At 56.1% G+C, this 20,806-nt stretch carries 21 protein-coding genes; 19 read left to right on the top strand and 2 right to left on the bottom strand.

The genetic code is table 11. The features are described 5' to 3' along the window. Positions 1-272 precede the first annotated feature (272 nt). From SO058_RS08340 to SO058_RS08325, 4 genes are all read left to right on the top strand, one after another. Positions 273-1,307, top strand: a complete 1,035-nt coding sequence (locus tag SO058_RS08340) for a LacI family DNA-binding transcriptional regulator (protein ID WP_320842536.1) — start codon at positions 273-275, stop codon at positions 1,305-1,307. 124 nt (positions 1,308-1,431) lie between these two features. Continuing rightward, a complete protein-coding gene (locus SO058_RS08335) occupies positions 1,432-1,557 on the top strand; it encodes a hypothetical protein (RefSeq protein ID WP_320842535.1) in 126 nt (41 codons plus the stop codon). 127 nt (positions 1,558-1,684) lie between these two features. Beyond that, complete coding sequence (locus SO058_RS08330) at positions 1,685-2,698, top strand: Gfo/Idh/MocA family protein (RefSeq protein WP_320842534.1); 1,014 nt, start codon at positions 1,685-1,687, stop codon at positions 2,696-2,698. Between the two features lie 15 nt (positions 2,699-2,713). Beyond that, positions 2,714-3,652 carry a sugar phosphate isomerase/epimerase family protein gene (locus tag SO058_RS08325; RefSeq protein ID WP_320842533.1) on the top strand — a complete coding sequence of 313 codons (939 nt, stop codon included), beginning with the start codon at positions 2,714-2,716 and terminating at the stop codon, positions 3,650-3,652. A 65-nt stretch (positions 3,653-3,717) separates the two neighbouring features. On the opposite strand, the gene SO058_RS08320 is transcribed toward SO058_RS08325, so the two are convergent. Both SO058_RS08320 and SO058_RS08315 read right to left on the bottom strand, forming a co-directional pair. Then, positions 3,718-4,443 carry a response regulator transcription factor gene (locus SO058_RS08320; protein ID WP_320842532.1) on the bottom strand — a complete coding sequence of 242 codons (726 nt, stop codon included), beginning with the start codon at positions 4,441-4,443 and terminating at the stop codon, positions 3,718-3,720. Further along, positions 4,440-5,516 (bottom strand): sensor histidine kinase, encoded by a 1,077-nt coding sequence (locus tag SO058_RS08315; RefSeq protein ID WP_320842531.1) that lies wholly within the window; start codon positions 5,514-5,516, stop codon positions 4,440-4,442. The genes SO058_RS08320 and SO058_RS08315 overlap by 4 nt, the downstream gene beginning before the upstream one ends. 238 nt (positions 5,517-5,754) lie before the next feature. Here SO058_RS08315 and SO058_RS08310 point away from each other — a divergent pair, with 238 nt between their 5' ends. The 15 genes from SO058_RS08310 to acrB all read left to right on the top strand — a co-directional run bounded on the left by SO058_RS08310 (position 5,755) and on the right by acrB (position 20,692). Continuing rightward, positions 5,755-6,330 carry a hypothetical protein gene (locus tag SO058_RS08310; protein ID WP_320842530.1) on the top strand — a complete coding sequence of 192 codons (576 nt, stop codon included), beginning with the start codon at positions 5,755-5,757 and terminating at the stop codon, positions 6,328-6,330. A 115-nt stretch (positions 6,331-6,445) separates the two neighbouring features. Beyond that, positions 6,446-6,589, top strand: coding sequence for a hypothetical protein (locus SO058_RS08305; protein ID WP_320842529.1), 144 nt, complete (start codon positions 6,446-6,448; stop codon positions 6,587-6,589). 195 nt (positions 6,590-6,784) lie between these two features. Further along, a complete protein-coding gene (locus SO058_RS08300; protein ID WP_320842528.1) occupies positions 6,785-7,642 on the top strand; it encodes an AraC family transcriptional regulator in 858 nt (285 codons plus the stop codon). 392 nt (positions 7,643-8,034) lie between these two features. After that, positions 8,035-9,564, top strand: coding sequence for a sugar ABC transporter ATP-binding protein (locus tag SO058_RS08295; protein ID WP_320842527.1), 1,530 nt, complete (start codon positions 8,035-8,037; stop codon positions 9,562-9,564). Further along, the gene (locus SO058_RS08290; RefSeq protein ID WP_320842526.1) at positions 9,551-10,549 is read left to right on the top strand and encodes an ABC transporter permease; all 999 of its coding nucleotides are present in this window, start codon (positions 9,551-9,553) and stop codon (positions 10,547-10,549) included. Before SO058_RS08295 ends, SO058_RS08290 begins: the two co-directional genes overlap by 14 nt. Before the next feature lie 69 nt (positions 10,550-10,618). Then, positions 10,619-11,614, top strand: coding sequence for a sugar ABC transporter substrate-binding protein (locus SO058_RS08285; protein ID WP_320842525.1), 996 nt, complete (start codon positions 10,619-10,621; stop codon positions 11,612-11,614). 25 nt (positions 11,615-11,639) lie between these two features. Beyond that, positions 11,640-12,515, top strand: coding sequence for a sugar phosphate isomerase/epimerase family protein (locus SO058_RS08280; protein WP_320842524.1), 876 nt, complete (start codon positions 11,640-11,642; stop codon positions 12,513-12,515). Positions 12,516-12,551: 36 nt separating this feature from the next. Beyond that, positions 12,552-13,568 carry a Gfo/Idh/MocA family oxidoreductase gene (locus tag SO058_RS08275; protein ID WP_320842523.1) on the top strand — a complete coding sequence of 339 codons (1,017 nt, stop codon included), beginning with the start codon at positions 12,552-12,554 and terminating at the stop codon, positions 13,566-13,568. Positions 13,569-13,617: 49 nt separating this feature from the next. Continuing rightward, entirely contained in the window at positions 13,618-14,400 is a 783-nt protein-coding gene (locus SO058_RS08270) for a DeoR/GlpR family DNA-binding transcription regulator (protein ID WP_320842522.1), read from the top strand. 171 nt (positions 14,401-14,571) lie between these two features. Beyond that, positions 14,572-15,225: a response regulator transcription factor gene (locus tag SO058_RS08265; protein WP_320842521.1), complete on the top strand. Its 654-nt coding sequence runs from the start codon at positions 14,572-14,574 to the stop codon at positions 15,223-15,225. Between the two features lies 1 nt (position 15,226). After that, positions 15,227-16,624: a sensor histidine kinase gene (locus SO058_RS08260; RefSeq protein ID WP_320842520.1), complete on the top strand. Its 1,398-nt coding sequence runs from the start codon at positions 15,227-15,229 to the stop codon at positions 16,622-16,624. Continuing rightward, positions 16,621-17,352 (top strand): hypothetical protein, encoded by a 732-nt coding sequence (locus SO058_RS08255; RefSeq protein ID WP_320842519.1) that lies wholly within the window; start codon positions 16,621-16,623, stop codon positions 17,350-17,352. The genes SO058_RS08260 and SO058_RS08255 overlap by 4 nt, the downstream gene beginning before the upstream one ends. Before the next feature lie 84 nt (positions 17,353-17,436). Then, positions 17,437-18,213, top strand: a complete 777-nt coding sequence (locus SO058_RS08250; protein ID WP_320842518.1) for a M15 family metallopeptidase — start codon at positions 17,437-17,439, stop codon at positions 18,211-18,213. A gap of 515 nt (positions 18,214-18,728) precedes the next feature. Next, the gene (locus SO058_RS08245) at positions 18,729-19,871 is read left to right on the top strand and encodes an acyl-CoA dehydrogenase (RefSeq protein ID WP_320842517.1); all 1,143 of its coding nucleotides are present in this window, start codon (positions 18,729-18,731) and stop codon (positions 19,869-19,871) included. Positions 19,872-19,891: 20 nt separating this feature from the next. Next, on the top strand, positions 19,892-20,692 hold the full coding sequence (gene acrB / locus SO058_RS08240) for an acryloyl-CoA reductase electron transfer subunit gamma (protein WP_320842516.1): 801 nt from the start codon (positions 19,892-19,894) through the stop codon (positions 20,690-20,692). Positions 20,693-20,806 lie beyond the last annotated feature (114 nt).

Raw genomic sequence — 20,806 nt, 5'->3', positions numbered from 1 at the left:
CATAGTTGTAATGCAAATCAAGAAACGAGGGTCAGGACTTTTGAGTCTTGGCCCTCGTTTTTTTAAGCGCTTTCAACAAACCGGATGGATTTGAGCATGACAGCTTATACAAAGTTTGGAAGCTGGCGGAAAATAACGTTGACAAACTGCCGCATCCAGAACATAATAAAGCCATAAATAAGAAACGAGCACGTGCTCGTGGATTGTCGAATTGAGATTAAACGGGCAAGCTGCTATAATAGAACCACATAGAAAACCGGGGGTGTGGCAGCATGAAAGTAACGATTAAAGAAATCGCAGAAATGGCGGGCGTGCATCGGGCGACCGTGGACAAGGTGCTCCACAACCGCGAAGGTGTCAGCGCCGATGTTCGCCAGCGAATCCAGCAGATTATCAGGGAAGTTGGATATACGCCCAATCCGGCGGGCCGGGTCTTGCAGAAACAGGGCAAGCAGTATAAGATCGCCGCGGTGCTTGTTGATGTAGACGCGCTTCCTTTTCTAAAAGAGGGAATTGAACAGGGCGTGAAAAACCAGGTCGGATTCAATATCGATGTGGAATACCATGTCACTACCTTTCAGGAGGCGCAGGGGCAAAAAGAGATTTTGGAACGTATGGTGGAAGAAAAAGTGGATGCGATCGTGCTCAGCCCGATCAACTCCAACCGCGTGCGCGCGGCGATCGACCATGCGGTCGACGCCGGCATACCGGTAGTCACCATGAATTCCGATATCGACGGCACGAAACGAAGCTGCTTTGTCGGCATGGACAGCGTCCGCGCCAGCCGGGTGGCCGGCCGGCTGATGGGCCAGTTCGTAGGCGGTAAAGGAAAGGTGGCTGTGATCTCCAGCACAATCGATTCGGAGAACAACAACTATTATGTCAGTGTACGGGAACAGGGCTTCAGCGGGTTTTTAAAAAAGATGTATCCTGAAATCCAGATCGTCGAATATATCGAAAGCTTTGAGGATCCCCGTATCACATATGAAAGAACCGTAGAAGTCTTGCGAAAATACCCCGATCTGCAGGGAATCTACATCACCTGCGGCGGCGCATATGAAGTGGGCCGCGCGCTTAAGGAAAGCGGCCGGTGGCAGCACGTCAAGGTGATTTCCTTTGAAGATTATCCGCAGATTCTAAACCTGATTTCGGAAGATGTGATCGATTGTACGTTAGCAAGCGAGCTGCAGCGGCAGGGGGAACTGCCGATCCAGATCATCATGGATTATCTGGTGTTTGGAAAAAAGGCGGAGCGCGAGCGGACTTTTACCGAGATTAAGATATTAGTGAAAGAAAGCCTGTTTTAGGAAAAGAAATATTTGCAAATCCGTTTGCAAATATTTTTTTACAGCACTACGAGCACGTGCTCGTAGTGAGCTTGAGGAGAGAAAAGGAGGAGAAGCTAAGACAAATCCAGAGCATGTGCTGGAAATGCGGGACGTCGTCAAGGTGTTTCCGCGCGAAATGGTGCAGACCATCCTGCAGGACGCGCCCGGCCAGGCAGAAGCGGCTTACGGCGTAATACAGAAGCTGATGGCGGGTGAGGACGTGGAGTAGGAAGTCCTTGTTCCGTTCCAGTCGGTCATCGAGGACAACGCCGCGGACTACGCGGGCTGAGCCGGTAAATCCGTAGGCGAAGGGGCGGGGCTTTCGCCCCGCCCCAATATAAAAGGAGGAACTCAAAATGGGAAATGAACTAAAAATCGGCATTGTGGGCACGGGCGCGATTGGCCGGACGCATATCGAGCGCATCAACAGCAAGCTGTCCGGTGCAAAGGTGATTGCCTGCGCTGACGCAAACCTCGATTTCTGCAAGTCGGTCGCGGAAAAATACGGCATCAAGCCCTACGCAACGGGCGAAGAAATGATCGCCGCGCCCGACGTGGACGCGGTCATCGTCACCACGCTCGACCCGTTCCACGCGCAGTACGTGCTGGCCGCCATCGCGGCGGGCAAGCCGGTGTTCTGCGAAAAGCCGCTCGCTCCTGAGGCGGAAACTTGTAAAAAGATCGTCGAGGCGGAAATGGCTTCGGGCAGGCATCTTGTGCAGGTCGGCTTCATGCGCCGTTATGACACGGGCTACCGCCAGCTGAAGGAGGCCATCGCGTCCAAAAAGTACGGTGAACCGCTGCTGCTACACTGTGCGCACCGCAACCCCTCCGTGCCGCTCGACTATGACACGCCCATGGAGGTTGAAAACTCCATGATCCATGAGATAGACGTGCTACGCTGGCTGCTCGGCGAGGACTATGCGACCGCCGAGGTACGCTACGGAAAGAAATGCCGCCGCGCGGGCGAAAACCTGCAGGATCCGCAGGTCATGATCCTGACAACCAAGTCCGGCGTACGCATCGACGTCGAGGCGTTTGTGACAACCGGCCACTGCTATCAGATCAAGTGCGAGGTCGTCTGTGAGGACGGTATCCTCAATCTGCCCGAATCGCCGACCATCAATGTCTGCGCGTGCGCAAATATCGGCCATGAGATCGATTCGGACTGGTCGACCCGCTTTGCCGAGGCGTACGACACGGAGTTCCAGGAATGGATTGACGCAACCAAGGCCGGCCGCGTGGACGGCCCGACCGCGTGGGATGGATACGCGGGGCAGGTGGCTGCGGCCGCGGCTTCCAAAGCGCGCGACACGCAGACTATCGTGCCGGTCAAATACGATCCGATGCCGGCTTTTTATCAGAAATAAAGGAGGTAAAGCACTATGCAACTGGCAATCTGCACCGACGTATTTGCCGACCTATCCTACACGGATATGCTCGATAAGGTCAAGTCCTACGGCATTGACGCGGTGGAAATGACGGCGGGCGGCTGGGGGGCGCGCAAGCACTGCCCGACAGCCGAACTGCTGGCCGATGAAAACAAACTGGCCGCTTACAAGGCCGAGCTGGAGAAGCGCTCCATGCGTATCGCGGCGCTCAACACCTCGTGCAACCCGCTCTGGCCGAACGAGACCGGAAAAACGTACTCAGAATCCATGTATGACTGCGCGACGCTCGCGGGCAAGCTGGGCGTTAAAAAGCTGGTAGCAATGTCCGGGCTGCCGGCGGGCAATGAACATGACACGACGCCCAACTGGATCGTATCGACTGTTTCATGGCCCGATTATATGGCTCCGGCGGTAGAATACCAATGGAAGACGACCATCGCGTGGTGGAAAGATTTTGCCGCACACTGCGAAAAGTGCGGCGTGGAGCAAGTCGCCATTGAGGAATTCCCCTGCATGATGGTCTACAACGTGGAGTCCCTGCTGCGGCTGCGCGAGGCAGTCGGCCCGATGATCGGCATGAACCTGGACCCGTCGCACCTGATCGTCATGGGCGCCGACCCGATCGCGGCGGCGCGGGCGCTCCGGGGCTGCATCTACCATGTGCACGGCAAGGACGCGCGCGTCGAGCGCGGCGTGGCCGATATCAACACGCTGCTCGAGCCAAAACCCGTTACAGAGTGCGCCGCGCGTTCGTGGAACTATGTCGCGGTCGGCTGCGGGCAGGATCTTAAGTGGTGGAAAGAGTTTTTCTCTGTCCTCAGCATGATGGGCTATCACGGCGACGTATCGCTTGAAATGGAGGATCTGACCATGTCCGTCGAGGCTGGCGTCGCAACCTCGGTTGACGCGCTGCGGCAGACCATCAGCCAATAACCCCCTTTTTCTCTCTCTTTGCTTGACAAAGCGCCTTTCCAAAAGGAAAGGCGCTTTGCGTTTTACTATCGCTTTGCCCCAGCCTCGTCACTTTCGGCGAGTCGGTAGCCGACGCCGACTTCGGTGAACAGGTATTCCGGTTCGGCGGGGTTCTGTTCGATTTTTCTCCGAATATTGGCCATGTTGACACGGAGGATCTGGTTGTCACCGCCCGCACGAGGGCCCCACAACTCCTTGATGAGAAAATCATAGGTGAGCACCTTGCCGGCGTATTTGCCCAACAGCGCGACGATGCGGAACTCGCTTTGCGTCAAATGGACGTTTTCACCCCGCATCAGCACCTGATGCTTGTTATAGTCGATAGTCAGGTCGCCCACGGTATAGGTGCCGCGCTGGGCGATCTCGTCGTTGCCCGACGCGGTGCGTGTGTGGCGGATGGCTGTGCGCACGCGCGCGAGTAGCTCGGCGGTGCCGAACGGCTTGGTGAGATAGTCGTCCGCACCCAGATCGAGCGCGCCGACCTTGTCGTGCTCATACGAGCGGGCGGACACCACCACGACCGGCAGGCTGGACCATCCGCGCAGGCTGTTCAGCACCTCGAGGCCGTCCATATCGGGCAGGCCGAGGTCGAGGATGACAAGGTCGGGGCAGTGGGAAGAGATCATGCTCAGGGCTTCAGCGCCGGTATGTGCTTGCAGGGTCTCATAACCGTTGGAATTTAAGATCGTGGAAATGAAATGGGAGATACTTTTTTCATCCTCTACGATCAGGACCTTTTCACGGATGTTCATGCGGATGCCTCCTCGGAGAATGGTAGATAAAAAATGAATTCAGCGCCGTTTTCCAAATTTTTGGCCTCCATGGTGCCATCGTGCGCGCGCACGATGGCTTGACAGACCGAAAGCCCCAGCCCCATGTTGCGTTTTCCGTCGCCGGATGACGTTTCGCTGCGCCGCAGCGTGCCGCTGAACAGATTAGGCAGCTCCTTGGAGGGAATGCCCCTGCCGTCGTCCTGAACGGAGAATTTTGCAAACGCCCCGTGTTTTTTCACGGAAAGCAGGATGTGCGTGGTGGTTTCACCGTGTAATACAGCATTTTCCAAAAGGTTTGACAGCACCTGTTCGATCAGCGTGGCATCCATTGGCACAAGCAGCAATTCATCGGGCGCCTCGACAGAGACCGCCACGCGCGGGAAGCGCTTGCGGAATTTACGCACGGCTTCCCCCAAGATCTCCTCTGCGGCTTCGGATTGTTTGGAGATCTGTGCGCGCGCGTCGCCGATGCGGGTGATGGACAGCAAATTCTCCACGACCCGGATTAGCCACTGTGCCTCGTCCCGTGTGTCCTCAAGCAGTTCCCGCTGTGTTTCGGGAGGGAGGTCGGGGGTTTCCAAGATGGCCGAGGTCGCGCCGATGATTGAGGTCAGCGGCGTACGGATGTCGTGAGAGACCGAGCGCAGCAGGTTTGCACGCATTTTCTCCTTTTCGGTCTCCGCGCGCAGGCGTTCCTGCTGTTTGAGCTTGGTGGTCATCGCACAGGTGATGAGGGACACGCCAAGCATGGTCAGAAAGGTCAACGGATAACCGGAAATGGTGAAGTTGAACTCAAAGTACGGATAGGTAAAGATATAATTGATGCCGATGACGCTGAAGACCGCCGCGATAAACCCGAAAAGATAACCGTTGGTCAAGCGGGAGATCAGCAGCACGGCCAGTACGAAGATCGGAGAGGCAAAGCCGTCTGTGCTGTCAGCCATACGCAGCAGCACGCAGACTTCAACCGCGCAGAACAGGATACCAACCGTGATCAGCAGGTCGCGGGTGGAAAAGGGAAACAACTTTTCATGAGGCTTTTTTGTTTGCAAAGGGGCAACCTCCTTGTCATAGAACATTTGGCTGCATCCATTATAGCAGAAAACACGCGGAAAGGCGTGCTAAGAGCGCGTTAAAATGTTTAGCAAAATCTGAACGGCGTATTTTGGGTTCTTGTCAGGCGTTTAACGCGTGCAGCCGGGTCTTTAACAGCGGCCTAACGGGGATTTGACGTATAATGAGTACATCAGAAAGAGATTCTGTGACAAACCAAATAGGGAGTGTGTATTTATGGAGAAAGCATTAAAAGAATACTTGCGGGAAGACGAAAGCATCCTGTGGCAAAGCCAACCGGTTGCGTTTCCGCTTATGGAAAACGGGTTTAAGTTCCGCATCCTGCGAAACTGGCTCATCACGATTGCGCTGCTTGGCGCGCTTCTGGTGACCTATTGCAGCCGCAACGATGAATGGAGCATGGGCTTTGTCGGCGCGGTAGTGATTCTCGGTGCGATGATTATCATTTCTCCCCTGTGGGAGCGTCGTGCGATCATGAAGCAAAAATATTTCATCACCGACCAGCGCGCAATCCTCATGATGAAAGACAAATCGCTGTTTTCCATGGAGCTGTCCGCTATCGATGATTACCGCCTCGTCAGCGACATGGCCAGTCAGGATTGTCTGGTGCTCGGCAGCAGCCTGTTTGAAGATATCCGCAAGCAGATGCGCTGGCGCACCTGCCATCCGAATAACGACCGCCAGAGCACGAACAATCAGGATCGTGTGGACGGCGTGATATTTTATGGCATCAGCAATGCGCAGGCCGCAATCGAACTACTCAGCGTAAACAGCAGCAAAATCGCCGCATAAGAGAGAGCACTTTATTAAGAGAGAATATAGAGTAGAAAGCCGCAGGCAGTTTGCCTGCGGCTTTCTTTCGCATTTTGTGAAAACAGAAGAAAACGGCAACATGGGAAATGAATAAATGGAATATCTTGCGATTTGTTTGAAAAAAACGAAAAATGTCGAAAAAAAGAAACTCATATTTGGCTTGGCAATGAAAAAAGAAATCCTGATTAGGAAGAGGAAGGGAGAAACGGGGTTTTCTGTAAAAAAACGCGATTTTTGAGGCGTTATGAAAAACATAAACACATAAAACACAACAAGGATTTCCTTGCGCGACATCTAGGCTTTTTTTACTATAATAGAAAATGCAATAGCTATCCCGCACAGCGTGTTTGCCCCTCTTTTCTATGGATTGTTGGATGTACGTGTTCAAATCGGACGGAAGCGGTTGATAATCTAAGCTGAAGGAGGTGTAGCAATGGATTTTCCGACTGCAAGCAATAAGAGACGGACCCCGACCCTGCTGTATGTTGATCACAACGCACACGATCAGGAAACGCATTTTCTGCATATGCACAAAAGCATTCTGGAGATTTATCTAATTTATCAGGGCGCGGTACGCTTTTTTCTAAATACATTGTCCTACCATACGCAGCCGGGCGACGTGCTGATCGGGAACAGCGGCTGGATACACGAAGAAACTTTCGACCGTGGGATTCCTTATCAGTCGTACTGCATCGGTATCACAGGACTGGAAACCGGCGATCTGCCGGAAAACTGGATTATTCCTTCGGATGCCGACCCACTGTTTCGCGGTGCGGAGGAATTCCATCAGCTTTATGCGCTGGCCGATATGATATACACCTGCCAGACCAGAAAAAGCTTGTATTCCGAGAACGCCTGCCAATCGATGGCAAGCGCACTGCTCGACTTGGTCTTTCAAATGCGCGAACACGCACAGCCAGCGCAGAAGCACCATTCGCTGGTGCATGAAGTGCTGGTCTACCTGGATCAAAACTATTCGGACGATATTTCACTGGCACGGCTGGCTGGATTATTCCATATCAGCGAGTACCATCTTTCTCATCTATTCAAGCGGGAAACCGGATATTCGCTCATCCAGTATGTCATTCGCCGCCGGATTGGGGAAGCGCAATCAATGCTGACCTATACCCGCAAAAGCATCACCGATATCGCCATTGATACGGGCTTTACGGACTCCTGCCATTTGAATAAGCTCTTTTATAAATACGCAGGAATGAGCCCAACGCAGTACCGTGTGCTGTCTCAGCAGTGCCTATACCAGTCCCAGTACCGCTTGCTTTCCAATATTTAAAGGGGTTTTACGCCGCGGCGCCTATGCCGCGGCGCTTTTTTTGCGCCTTCTTGCGGTCTGCTACGGACAAACCGCAAGATTAGCCTGCTGAACCAGCCCGCTTGAAAATATATAGGACAAAGACGATACAACCGCGCAATCCACTCCGCTTTTTTAGGCAACATTCGTAAAATAAGCGCGCCTCGCTTGGCGCTTTTGCACGGAAAGCGGTTTGCGTTTCTTGGCAGAGGAGAAGGGATATCCGGCAAACACAGAAAACTCCGCAATGTTTTACTGTCGCCCGGGCGGGGATTTCTGTATGCTCGAAGCAACAAAAGGGAAAGACCGGCAGAGACCGGCAGACCCCCGAACCCTAAAGGCGCATGAATGAACGGACAGGAGGGAAGCGGCATATGGCATCACCGAAGGAGTATCTGTTGGAAATGCGCGGAATCGGAAAGTCTTTTCCGGGCGTGCGCGCCCTGGACGGCGTTTCCCTGCAGATCGAGGCGGGCAAGGTGCACGTGATTTGCGGGGAAAACGGCGCGGGGAAATCCACACTAATGAAGATCATCAACAGCACGTATACCGCGGATGCTGGTGAAATCCTTTTTCGAGGAAAGCCGGTGGGCCGGCACACCGTTTTCGATACGATACGGATGGGCATTGCGATGATTTACCAGGAATTAAACCCGGTGATGGAAATGACGATCGCTGAGAACATTTATCTTGGCAGGGAGCCGAAAAAGAGGGGCTTTGTCAACTTCAATAAGCTGTATCGGGATACGCAGGTGTTGCTTAAACGGCTCGATATGCCATATGACGCGCACCAGAAGATGAAAGAGTTGTCCATCGCCGGGCACCAGCAAATCGAGATTGCACACGCGATCTCGATGAACGCGTCGCTCATCATTATGGACGAGCCCACCTCTGCCATCTCCGAGGCCGAAATCGAGGTGCTGTTTCGTCAGATCTGCTCGCTGCGGGAGCAGGGTGTTGCCATCATCTATATCACACATAAGATGGACGAGCTGTTCCGCATCGCGGATGAGATTACCATTCTGCGGGACGGCAGGCTGGTTGAATCCGGGCCGGTCGAGAACTACGATGTAACCCGCGTCATCAGCCGCATGGTGGGGCGTGAGATCACCGATATATTCCCGAAGGAGGCTGACATCCCGGCCGGGGAGGTGCGGCTCGAGGTACGCCATCTGACACAGCACAAACGGGACGGCGGGCGTTTCCGGGATGTGAGCTTCCAGATCCGCGCGGGGGAGATCGTGGGGTTTTCGGGATTGGTCGGCGCAGGCCGCAGCGAGGTCATGCGGGCGATCTTCGGTTTGGATCCGTTGAGCGAGGGCGAAATCCTGCTGGACGGGCAACCCGTCCACATCCGGCATACGGCGGACGCGGTCCGGGTCGGGATCGCGATGGTGAGCGAGGACAGGAAAGGCTATGGCCTGGTGCTCGGCCGCAGCGTGCGCGATAACATATCGCTCGCAAACCTCGGCATGTTTTCACGCCGCGGCTTTGTAGACGACAAGCAGATCGACCGGGCGACCGGGGAGATGATTGACTTGCTGAAAATCAAGGTGGCCGGACAGCGGGCGCCGGTGGCGACATTGTCGGGCGGTAACCAGCAAAAGGTCGTGCTGGCGAAATGGCTGGTTGGCAGCGTCAAGGTGATGATTTTGGACGAGCCGACGCGCGGCATCGACGTTGGCGCAAAAAGCGAGATTCATAAACTGATGTGCCAGTTTGTGCGGCAGGGCATGGCAATTATTATGATCTCCTCCGAGCTACCCGAGATCCTTGGTATGAGCGACCGCATCATTGTCATGCGGGAGGGAGAGATTAGCGGAGAACTGGACCGGAGTGAGGCAACGCAGGAAAAAATCATGACGCTGGCGATGAAAGGGGCGGAACGCGATGCGCAGGGGTAATGCGGCAAGAAAAGGGACGTTCAACTTCGGCACGTTTTACGGCAAATACGGCATGTTCTTTTTGCTGGCGATCATCTTTGTAGTGGTTAGTCTGTTTGTCCCGGGCTTTTTCGCGCGGCAGAACCTGACCAATATCCTGCGGCAGATCGCCGTTGTCACCATTTTAGGCTTCGGTGTGGAATTTGTCATCATTTTGGGGCATATCAACGTCGCGCTGGGTTCGGAGATCGCGCTGATTGGCTGTGTGTCTTGTATGGTGATGGTCGCGGCGCAGGACTCGATAGGCGTGGGGCTCGCGCTTGTGCTGTCTATTCTGGCGGCGCTCGCACTGGGCGCGGCGATCGGTGCGGTGAACGGCTATATTATCACCAAATTTGATATCCCGGCGTTCATCATGACACTGGCAGTGACGACTGTTGCGCGCGGCACGGCGCTGCTGGTGACCGGCGGTAAGCCGGTTTCTGGCATGGCGGAGCCGTATAAGGTGATCGGGCAGGGCTACGTCGGCCTGGTGCCGATCTCGGTCATCATTCTGGCGGTGCTGTTCGCTGTTTGCTGGGTCATTTTAAACAAGACCACCTTTGGCAGGCACCTATTCGCCGTCGGCGGCAATAGCAGCGCGGCGGAGGCTTCGGGCATCAAGTCCAAAAACGTGGTGCGGAAGGCCTTTCTGCTTGACGGCATGATGGCCGCCATCGCGGGCGTGCTGTTTATGTCCCGCATGGGCACGGCGCAGCCTTCGGCGGGCGTAGCTTACGAGTTCGACGCGATCACGGCCTGCGTGGTTGGCGGCACGTCGCTCGCGGGCGGCTCGGGCACGGTCACGGGCACGCTCATTGGCGCAATCATCGTCGGCATCATCAACAACTCACAGAACCTGTTGGGCATCAGCGCCTACTGGCAGCAGATCGTCAAGGGCCTAATCATTCTGATCGCGGTTATTGTCGACGTGGTCACAAAACGGGCCGCCGCCAAGGCGAGATGAACCTTACCGTATGCTGGGCGTTCTGCGCTTTGCAATAAAAGAACGGAAACCATGAAGGAGGAGAACATTATGGCAACAAGCAAACGTTTCGGAGCGACAACATTGGCGGGTATGCTGCTGCTGTGCATACTGGCCGGCTGCGGCGGAGATCCCGCTGCGCCCGGGGTGAGCACGGAAGAACCGGGTGGCGCGCAGGAACCCGCGGCCGCGGAAAAGCACGTGGTGGCCTACTGCAACGCGAACGACGCGGACACGTTCTGTGCCATCCGCAAGGACGCGCTGGAAGAAAAGGTCAAGAACGAAGGCGCGTCGTTTGAGCTTCAATGCGCGGACGCGATGGGCGACTCGACCAAGCAGCTCGGCGACGCCGACACCTTTATCGCCGCGGGCGTGGACGTGCTGATCATCAACCCGATCGATTCGGACGCGGTCGTTCCGGCGGTTAAATCGGCCAATGAGGCGGGTATCCCGGTCGTGCTCGCGGGCGTTAAAGCCAATGACGGAGATTACATCTACGTAGGCTCGCGCGATTATGAGGCCGGGCACATGCAGGGCGAATTCATGGCCGAAAGCCTACCGCAAAACGCCAAGGTGCTGTATCTGGCGGGCACATCGGGCGCGCAGCATTCGGTCGAGCGGCACGATGGTTTCCTGGACGCGCTCAACGAAGCAGGGCGCAGCGACATTGAAATTTTGGCAGAACTCGACGGCAACTATGAAATGGCAAAGGGCATGCAGTATACCGAAGACTGGATTCAGAAATACCCGCAGTTTGACGCGATCGTCGCCGCAAACGATTCGATGGCGCTGGGCGCGGTCGAGGCGCTCAAGGGCGCGAACCGGCTGGATGGCGTGCAGGTGACCGGCATTGACGGTCTGAAAGAAGCTTATGCGGCCATCCAGGCGGGCGAAATGGTGCAGACCATCCTGCAGAACGCGCCCGGGCAGGCTGAGGCCGCCTATGAGGTCGCAACCAAGCTGCTGAACGGGGAAAACGTGGGCAAGGAAGTGCTGGTGCCGTTTGAGTCTGTCACGGTGGACAACGTGGATCAGTATGCCTCATGATATGCCGAAGAAAGGAGATAACCGTATGCGGAAGACCCGTGTGGGCGTTGCGCCCGATTCCTGGGGCGTGATTTTCGTGCAGGATGAAAAGCAGATGCACTGGGCAAAGGTGCTGGACGAAATGGCGGAAGCCGGCTTTGAGGGCATCGAGCTGGGGCCGTGGGGCTTTTTCCCCAACGCCATTGAAACGTTGCATCCCGAACTGGAAAAGCGCGGCCTTGATTTAGCCTCGGCTACGCTGCCGGTCGAGCCGGTGAACGCGGAAAAGCTGTCCGCCTCGCTCAAGACCGTGGACGATATGTGTAGGCTGCTGCTCAGCTTTCAGGACGCGCGGCATATCGTGCTGTTGCCCGAAGTTATCGCGAAAGCGGACTGGGCCGCCTACTGCGACGGTTGCCAGAAGATCTATGAATACGCCAAAGAGAGTTACGGCGTGACCTGCGTGATGCACCCGCACCTGACTGACAAGACCTATCTGCAAGACCCAGAAAACTGGCTGACGATCGAGACCGAAGAACAGATCGAACGGTTTCTGAACGACACCGGCGTGCCGCTCTGCCTAGACACCGGCCACCATGTCTGCTGCGGCGGAGACCCGGTCGCGTTTTACCGGAAGTGGCGGGATCGCATCCCGTTCCTGCATATCAAAGACTGCAACCCGGTTGTCCGCGAAAAGATGCTCCGGGAAAACATAACGCCGGTGCAGGCGTCGGGCGAGGGCATCTTCTGTGGCCCGGGCGAAGGCATGATCAACTTTGAGGCGTTCCGGAAGGAGCTGGAGGACGCGCAGTACAGCGGATGGCTGATTATTGAGCACGACTGCTATCCCGCAAAGCCCGGCTGTCCGCTGCCCGCGGCAAAAAGGGATCGCGCGGCGATGCGGGAGTTGGGGCTTGGCTAAACGGTCGGAAGAAACGCTGAAAAGGATGGATTGCATATGAAAAAACTGAAGATCGGTACAGCAGGCTTGGGTCGGCTGGGCTATGAGCATGCGTGCAATATGGCGCGTGAGGTGACAAACGTCGAGCTGCGCGCCATTTGCGATGTGGATGAGACGCTGCTGGGCAAGGTTTCGGAAGAGCTGGGCGTTTCTAAAACCTATACGAATTTTGAATCCATGTGCCGGGATCCAGAGCTGGATGCAGTTGCGGTCATCACGCCGTCCGCGCTGCATGCGGAGCAGATCAGCGCCGCTATGCGCTATGGTAAGCATGTGTTTTGCGAAAAACCGCTGGGTACCACGGTCGAACAGTGTAAAGAAGCGGAAAAGACTGTTGAGGCGCATCCTGAACTGATTTTCCAGCTGGGGTTCAACCGCCGGTTTGATAAAAATTATGTTGAGGCCAAACGGCGCATTGACGCGGGTGAAATCGGGAAGATCATTCTGGTGCGTTCCTATACGCACGACTGTGTTTCAATGATCGCGCAGGCGCTCAAATTCGCGCCGCATTCGGGCAGCAATTTCCTCGATATGACCGTGCATGATATCGACCTGATCCGGTGGTTTACTGGCTCGGAGATCAAAAACCTGTGGGGCGTGGGCGGTGTGTTCGAATACGACCTATACCGTGAACTGCACGACGGCGACAATATCGCGGCGCTCGTGCAATGCGAAAGCGAGGCAATGGGGTTCATGTTTGCCGGCCGCGCGGCCGCGCAGGGCTTCCACTTTGAAACCGAGGTCATCGGCACCAAGGGGACACTGCGGATCGGCTCGGTCTCAACGGACACGCAGCTCGAGGTGCTCAATGAACATGGTTACTGCCGTCCCGGCTATCAGGATTTTGTCAGCCGATGGCATGAGTCGTACGTAGCCGAGATGATTGGCTTTGCGGACTGTGTACTGCGAAATAGAAAACCTGAGATCACCGTGTACGATGGCACGGCCGTATCTGAAGCCGCGTACCGCTGCCTGGAATCGTTCCGTAAGGGTCAGATGCTGCCACTGCGCTAAAAAAGTGAACCGGACGTGCGCCTGCGTGTTGTTTTAGGAGGTGGGGAGTGTGATTTTGCCGGCCGACCGCTTGCAGCATGTGCTGGAGCTGCTGAAAGAGCGGCGCAGTGTTAGCTGCAGCGAGCTGTGCGAGTATTTTCAGGTTTCCGCGGGCACTGTGCGGAAGGACTTGCGTATGCTCGAAGATCTGGGGCACGCCAAGCGAACCTATGGCGGCGCGGTGCTTTCCATTGCCGCACCGGATGCGCCGGCGGTCGTCGCCGAACGGGAAGTGCAGAACGCCGCCGTGAAGGACCGGATCGCGCGCCGCGCGGCAGAAATGGTGCGCCCTGGGGAGACCGTTTTTATAGACGGAAGCACGACCTCGCTCTTTGTCGCGCGGCACCTCAGGCAATGCCCAAACCTGACTGTCATCACGAATGCGGAGCGTGTGGTGATGGAGCTTTGCGAATGTGAGCAAATCCGCACGATCTGCACCGGCGGAGCGCTGCGCCGCAGCAATTTATCCTATGTGGGGGAAAATGCAGAACGGCTGATCCGCGACACGTTTTACGCGGATCGCATGTTTTTCTCTTGTTTTGGCATTTCAAGACAGTTCGGTGTGTTTGATGCGGTGGAATCGGAAAGCAACGTCAAAAAAGCGATGTTTGGATCGGCGCAGGAGATCGTATTGCTGTGCGACAGCTCCAAATTCGGCAAGCTCGGCTTTCCCAAGCTGGCGGACTTGTCTCAGCTGGACTGTCTAGTAAGCGATTTTTGCCCGGACGAGGAATGGGAATCGGTTTTAAAGCAGCACCGGGTAGAACTGGTTCGAGTGCCTGAAGAAGCATAACAGAAAAATGATAAAAAACCGCCTGCCCAAGGGGACAGGCGGTTTTTTTGCGGGTTTCCAGTCATTGCCTTTCTGGACATCTTGTACCGCGCGTCAATACAAGGTACAATGAATAAGAAGTATGCCGTTTTGATGCCGTTATGAGGTAAATTGAGATTGGGAGGGATCGCATTGATTAAAATTTTGATCGTAGAGGACGAACAGCCGATCTCCAACCTGATCCGGCTCAGTCTGACCAGGGCGGGGTATTCCTGCACGTGCGCGTTCGACGGCATGGAGGCGGCCGACCTGTTGGAAAACAACCGGTACGACCTTGTGCTGCTCGACGTGATGCTGCCGCGCGTGGATGGTTTTGAGCTGATGGAGTATATTCGGCCGCTTGAAATTCCGGTTATTTTCATCACGGCGAAAAACTCGGTGGACGACCGCGTGCGGGGCCTGCGCATGGGCGCGGAGGACTATATCAGCAAGCCGTTCGAGGTGATCGAGTTGCTTGCGCGCGTCGATGTGGTGCTGCGGCGGTATCAGAAGACGGACGAAACGCTCACGGTCGGCGGGCTGACGATCGATACGCGCTCGATGCGCGTGCGGCGCGGAAACGACGATATCCCGCTGACGCATAAGGAATACGAGCTGCTTTTGCTGTTCGCGCGAAACCCGAACACCGCGCTGTACCGTGAGACCATTTACGAGCGCGTCTGGGGCGGCGAATATACCTATGGCAGCAAGACGGTCGATCTGCACGTGCAGCGCCTGCGCAAAAAGGTCGGCTGGGAGGGACAGCTTCGTGCGGTGAATAAAGTGGGGTACCGGCTAGAGGTGTGATATGAAATTTCGGGTCAAAATGACGCTGTGTATGCTGTGCCTGATGTCGTTGGTGTTCGGCGTGGGCGGCAGTCTGCTGCTTTCGCTGTCGTTTCGCGGCTCGCTCGAGCGGGAGACGGAAAGCGCATACCGCACCTACCAGACTGTGCTGAGCACCCTGCAGGTCGTAAACCAGACGCAGGCGGGCTACGGTGATATTGCGGAAACGCTCGGCCAGCTCGCCGCGCAGCGCTCGTCGGTATGGGCGGCGCTGCGCCTGACAGACGGGAGCAAAATGCTGTACCAGTCGGGCGCGGTGGCGGACCGGTTTCAGGATATGTCCGGCCGTATTGAGCCGTCCTATTGCCTAGTCGCCCATATGCAGGATGGGGACGGCGGACGGTATTTGCAGCTCTCTGGTTCGTTTGCGGCGGACGATAAGACGATGGTTCTCGATCTGGCGCACGATATTTCTTCGGTTTATGCGGCGCGGGACTTGCAGCAGACCGCTTATCAAAAGGTGTTTTTCGTCATGCTCGTGCTGTGCGCGCTTCTGTCCTACAGTATTTCATGGATTTTGACGCAGCCGCTGTCACGCCTGTCGAACGCGTCGCGCGAGATCGCGTCAGGAAACCTCGCCTACCGCGCGCGGGTGCGGTCGCATGACGAGGTCGGTGCGCTCGCCTCGGACTTCAACCACATGGCGCGCACGCTGGAGGCCAACGTTTCCGAGCTGACCGCCGCGGTGGAGCGGCAGGAGCGGTTTATGGGCAGCTTTGCCCACGAGATGAAAACGCCGATGACCTCGATCATTGGCTATGCCGACCTGATCCGCAGCCAGTCGCTTGCGCCTGAAGAGCAGGCCGACGCGGCAAATTATGTGTTTTCCGAGGGCAAACGGCTGGAAAGCCTCTCGCGCAAGCTACTGGATATTCTTGTGCTGGGGCGGACTGAGGTTGCTCTGGCGCCGGCGAGCCCGCGGCAGATCATTGTGAATTTGATCGAGCATCTGCAGCCGGTATATCTGGAGCGGGGCATCCGTTTGCAGCATCGGTGCGAAGAGGGTTCGTGTTTGCTCGAACCCGATCTGTTCAAGTCTCTTTTGGTGAACCTGCTGGACAATGCCCGGAAAGCGCTCGATCGGGGCGGCAATATTGTGGTGGTCTCCGAGATGCTGCCGGATGGCTGCCGCATCCGTGTGCTGGACAATGGGCGCGGCATCCCGCCTGAAGCGCTTGAACACCTGACAGAGGCGTTTTACCGCGTGGATAAATCACGCGCCCGCGCGCAGGGCGGCGCGGGGCTGGGGCTGACGCTGTGCAGTGAGATTGCCGCACTGCACAGCGGTTCGATCAGCGTGGACAGCCGGGTTGGAAATGGTACCTGCGTGACCGTGGAGCTCCGGGGAGGACGGGTATGAAAATAAAAAGCACAATCATTGCGTTCGCGCTGACCGCCCTGCTCGTCACAACCGGTTTTTTCATGCCGGGGCTGACAGGCGCGGTCGAAGACCGCCGGCAGGCGGAAAGGATCGACCGGCACGAGGCGGACAGCGTCCGTTTGGATTCTCAAGGAAAAACAAACCTGATGGATAAGCTGCGGCTGGCCTCGGACAGTTATACGAAAGTGCCGCTGCAGACCGGCGTGCGTCTCAAAGAGGAAAATGTGGAGGAGTACGCCGAGAAATTTGCCGCGCTTTTAGAAGAGAACGGTCTGATCTCGGCTATTAAGGATTGGAAACTGGGGACTGACAGTTTTCTGGTGATTTCGGGTGACGATCCATCGCTTTCGGGCATTATATGGAACTGTGTGCTGGGGAACGATACGGCAGAACTGATGATGGCGATCGACGATGAAACCGGCATGGTGCTTGCGTTTCGATATATGGAATATGAGGATGGAGCGGCGGCGGTCGATATGGATGGCGGCAAGACGATGGTGGTATCTGAACGACTTACAAAGCGCTCTTTCGACGTGGCTGAAATGCTTGCGGAGTATTATGGTTTTTCATGGACATTTTCGGATGAACAGGTCATGGAGGGGAGCGAGATGTTCCGCTTTGCGCTGGTGCTGACGGACGAGCAGAGCCGTATTTCTCTGCCGCTTACTCTGACATTGGCGGACAATCATATATTATTTAACGGATGATGCCGTTTTGATGCCGAAAGCTGGCTGTTTGGCGGAATCCCTTTCCTATAATGGGGTCAGAACTTAGGAAAGGGGTCCTGACCCATGTCGGATTATCATGTTTCTCATCTGCGCGCGGCGCGTGTACGCCGCCGTCGCCATAGACGGTTTGCCGTGTGTGCTTTGTGCGCATCGCTTGCCGCGCTGGCGCTTGTTTTTGGAGGGCGGTTTTTGGGACAGCCCGGCGGCTTCACCGTGTCGCACGATCCCAATGCGGTGGCGGACGGCGCTGCGGTATCCGCACCGGATACCGCAGATAAACCGGAAATCATCCTGGTCAATCCGTGGAACCCGCTTCCGGAGGATTACGAGGCCGACCTGGTGGAGCTGAAAAACGGACAAGCCGTGGACAAAAGCTGCTATCCGGATTTGCAGCAGATGATGGACGATTGCCGTGCGGCCGGATTAGAACCGCTGATCTGCTCGTCCTACCGCTCACAGCAAAAGCAGGAAGAGCTGTTTCAAAACAAAATTGGCAGATTGCTCGCCGAAGGCTATACACAGGAGCAAGCCGAAACGGAAGCCGCCAAGGCGGTTGCTGTGCCCGGCACGAGCGAGCACCAATTGGGGCTCGCGGTCGATATTGTGGACGTTGCTTACCAATTGCTCGATGAGGCGCAGGAGCGCACGCACGTACAGCAATGGCTGATCGAGCACAGCTGGGAATACGGATTTATCCTGCGCTACCCGACCGATAAAAGCGATGTGACCGGCATTATTTATGAGCCGTGGCATTACCGCTTCGTTGGCAAAGAAGCGGCGCGGGAGATTCGGGAACAGGGCTTGTGTCTGGAAGAATATCTGGGTGTGCGGAACGCTTGAACAGTGTAGCGCTATCGAGGGCCGTCGGAAAGATTCCGGCGGTCTTTTTCACTGTCAGGAATGAGGGCGTTCGGGCAATTTGACCAGAATTGTCCGCGCCGTTTGGGCATTATTGCAACGGTATCGGTGCTGCACGGCAAAACCACCAAAAAAGGTTTGAGAAATTTCCTATTTCTTATTGCTTTCCGGTCATTCTGACGGTTGACGAACGGGTGCCGTGTGTGGTATATTGAAGTACGAAAAAAACAAAACTTAACTAAAATGTGCGCAAAACATAACTTTAACAAAACCACAGAAATACCCAGCCGATCTGGTGTACCGATCCGGGCTGGCTTTCGGAGTGGCAGGCACAGGAGACAAGCTCCTCCGGCGGCCCACCAAGGCCGTTGGCGGACTTTCTTTATGTATGTGCGCGTGCACGCGGACGCGGAAGCGCCCCTCTCAACAGTGGCAGGAAGCCGGTTTTCGGGCTGGCATCGGCAAGATATACATTTAAATCAAAAGGAGACTTGAACATGGATTTCCATCTGACCCGTGAGCAGGAATTGGTTCGCCAGATGATGCGCGACTTCACCGAAAACGAAGTCAAGCCCATCGCTGCCGAGACTGATAAGACCTGCGAGTATCCCCGTGAGAACATCGAGAAGCTGTTTGATCTCGGCGTCATGGGCATGATCGTTCCCGAGCAGTACGGCGGAGCTGGTGCGGACGATCTGTCCGGCGCGATCGCGATCGAGGAGCTGTCCAAGCAGTGCGCTTCAACGGGTGACATCGTGGCCACCCACAACGGCCTGTGCTGCGGCCCGATCATTCAGCACGGCACGGAGGAGCAGAAAGCCAAGTATCTGCGCATGCTGACCGAGGGACATAAGGTGGGTGCGTTTGCGCTGACCGAGCCGGACGCCGGTTCCGACGCGGCCAAGGGCACCTGCGTTGCCGAGCTTGACGGCGACCACTATGTGCTCAACGGCTCCAAGATCTTTATTACCAACGGCTATGTGGCCGACGTGTTCGTTGTCTTCGCGATGACCGACAAGTCCAAGGGCACCAAGGGCATTTCCGCGTTCATCGTAGAGAGCTCGTTCCCGGGCTTCTCGGTGGGCAAGCATGAGGAAAAGCTCGGCCTGCACGGTTCGCCCACGGCGGAGATCGTGTTCACCGACTGCATCGTTCCCAAGGAGAACCTGCTGGGCAAGGAAGGCCGCGGTTTCCCGATCGCCATGCAGACGCTCGACGGCGGCCGTATCGGTATCGCCGCGCAGGCGCTCGGCATTGCCGAGGGCGCGATGGAAGAGGCCATGAACTTCACCAAGACCCGTGAGCAGTTCGGCCGCCCGATCTCCAAGTTCCAGAATACCCAGTTTGTATTTGCCGATATGCACGTTGCCATCGAGGCTGCCCGCCTGCTGACCTATAAGGCCGCGATGCTGAAGACCGAGGGCGCGCGCTTTACGCTGGATGCTGCGACTGCCAAGCTGTTCGCGTCCGAGACCTGCATGAAGATCACCACGCAGGCGGTCCAGCTGCACGGCGGCTACGGCTACACCAAGGATTACCCGGTTGAGCGCATGATGCGCGATGCCAAGATCACCGAGATCTACGAGGGAACGAGCGAGATCCAGCGCGTCGTTATCTCCGGCAACATTCTCGGAAAGTAAGAATAGGAGGAAAACAGAACATGAAAGCAATTGTTTGTGTAAAGCAGGTTCCGGACACCTCCGGTAAGGTCGCAGTTAAGCCGGACGGCACGCTCGATCGTGCTTCTATGGCTACGATCATCAACCCTGACGATAAGAACGCTGTAGAAGCGGCTCTGGCCCTCAAGGATGCGACCGGCTGCAAGGTCGTCGTCGTCACCATGGGCCCCCCGCCGGCGCAGGGGATGCTGCGCGAACTGTGCGCGATGGGCGCCGATGAAGGCGTGCTGGTTTCCGCCCGCGAGTTTGGCGGTTCCGATACCTTTGCTACGTCCCAGATCCTTGCCGCGGCCATCAAGAAAATCGGCCTTGAAGACGACGATATCGTATTCTGCGGCCGTCAGGCGATCGACGGCGATACCGCCCAGGTCGGCTCGCAGATCGCGGAGAAGCTCGGCCTGCCCCAGATCTCCTATGCTGCCGATATCAAGAAAGAAGGCGACACCGTCACCGTTAAGCGTATGCTCGAGGACGGCTACATGACCATCCAGGCCAAGACTCCCTGCCTGCTCACCTGCATCAAGGAGCTCAACGCGCCCCGTTATATGTCCATCAAGGGCATCATGGGCTGCTATGACAAGCCGGTCAATGTTTTCGATTATGAAGCGCTCAAGAACGATCCGCTGATCGATCCCGCGACGATCGGACTCAAGGGTTCTCCGACCAACATCTTCAAGTCTTTCACGCCTCCCCAGAAAGGCCAGGGCAAAATGCTTGAGGGTGCTGACAAGGCGACCTGTGAAGAGCTGGTCAGCGAGCTTCTGAAGAAGCACATCATTTAATCGAAAGGAGAAACAAAAATGGCTGATTTCAATAACACCAACCTCGCCGATTTTTCCGGCGTTTGGGTATTCTGCGAGCAGCGCCAGGGCAAACTGCAGCCGACCGTGCTGGAG

The sequence above is a fragment of the Agathobaculum sp. genome, from assembly GCF_034098985.1.
GTDB lineage: Bacteria > Bacillota > Clostridia > Oscillospirales > Butyricicoccaceae > Agathobaculum.
Note: the sequence above shows the minus strand (reverse complement) of the source record. Positions and strands in the feature narration are given on the sequence as shown.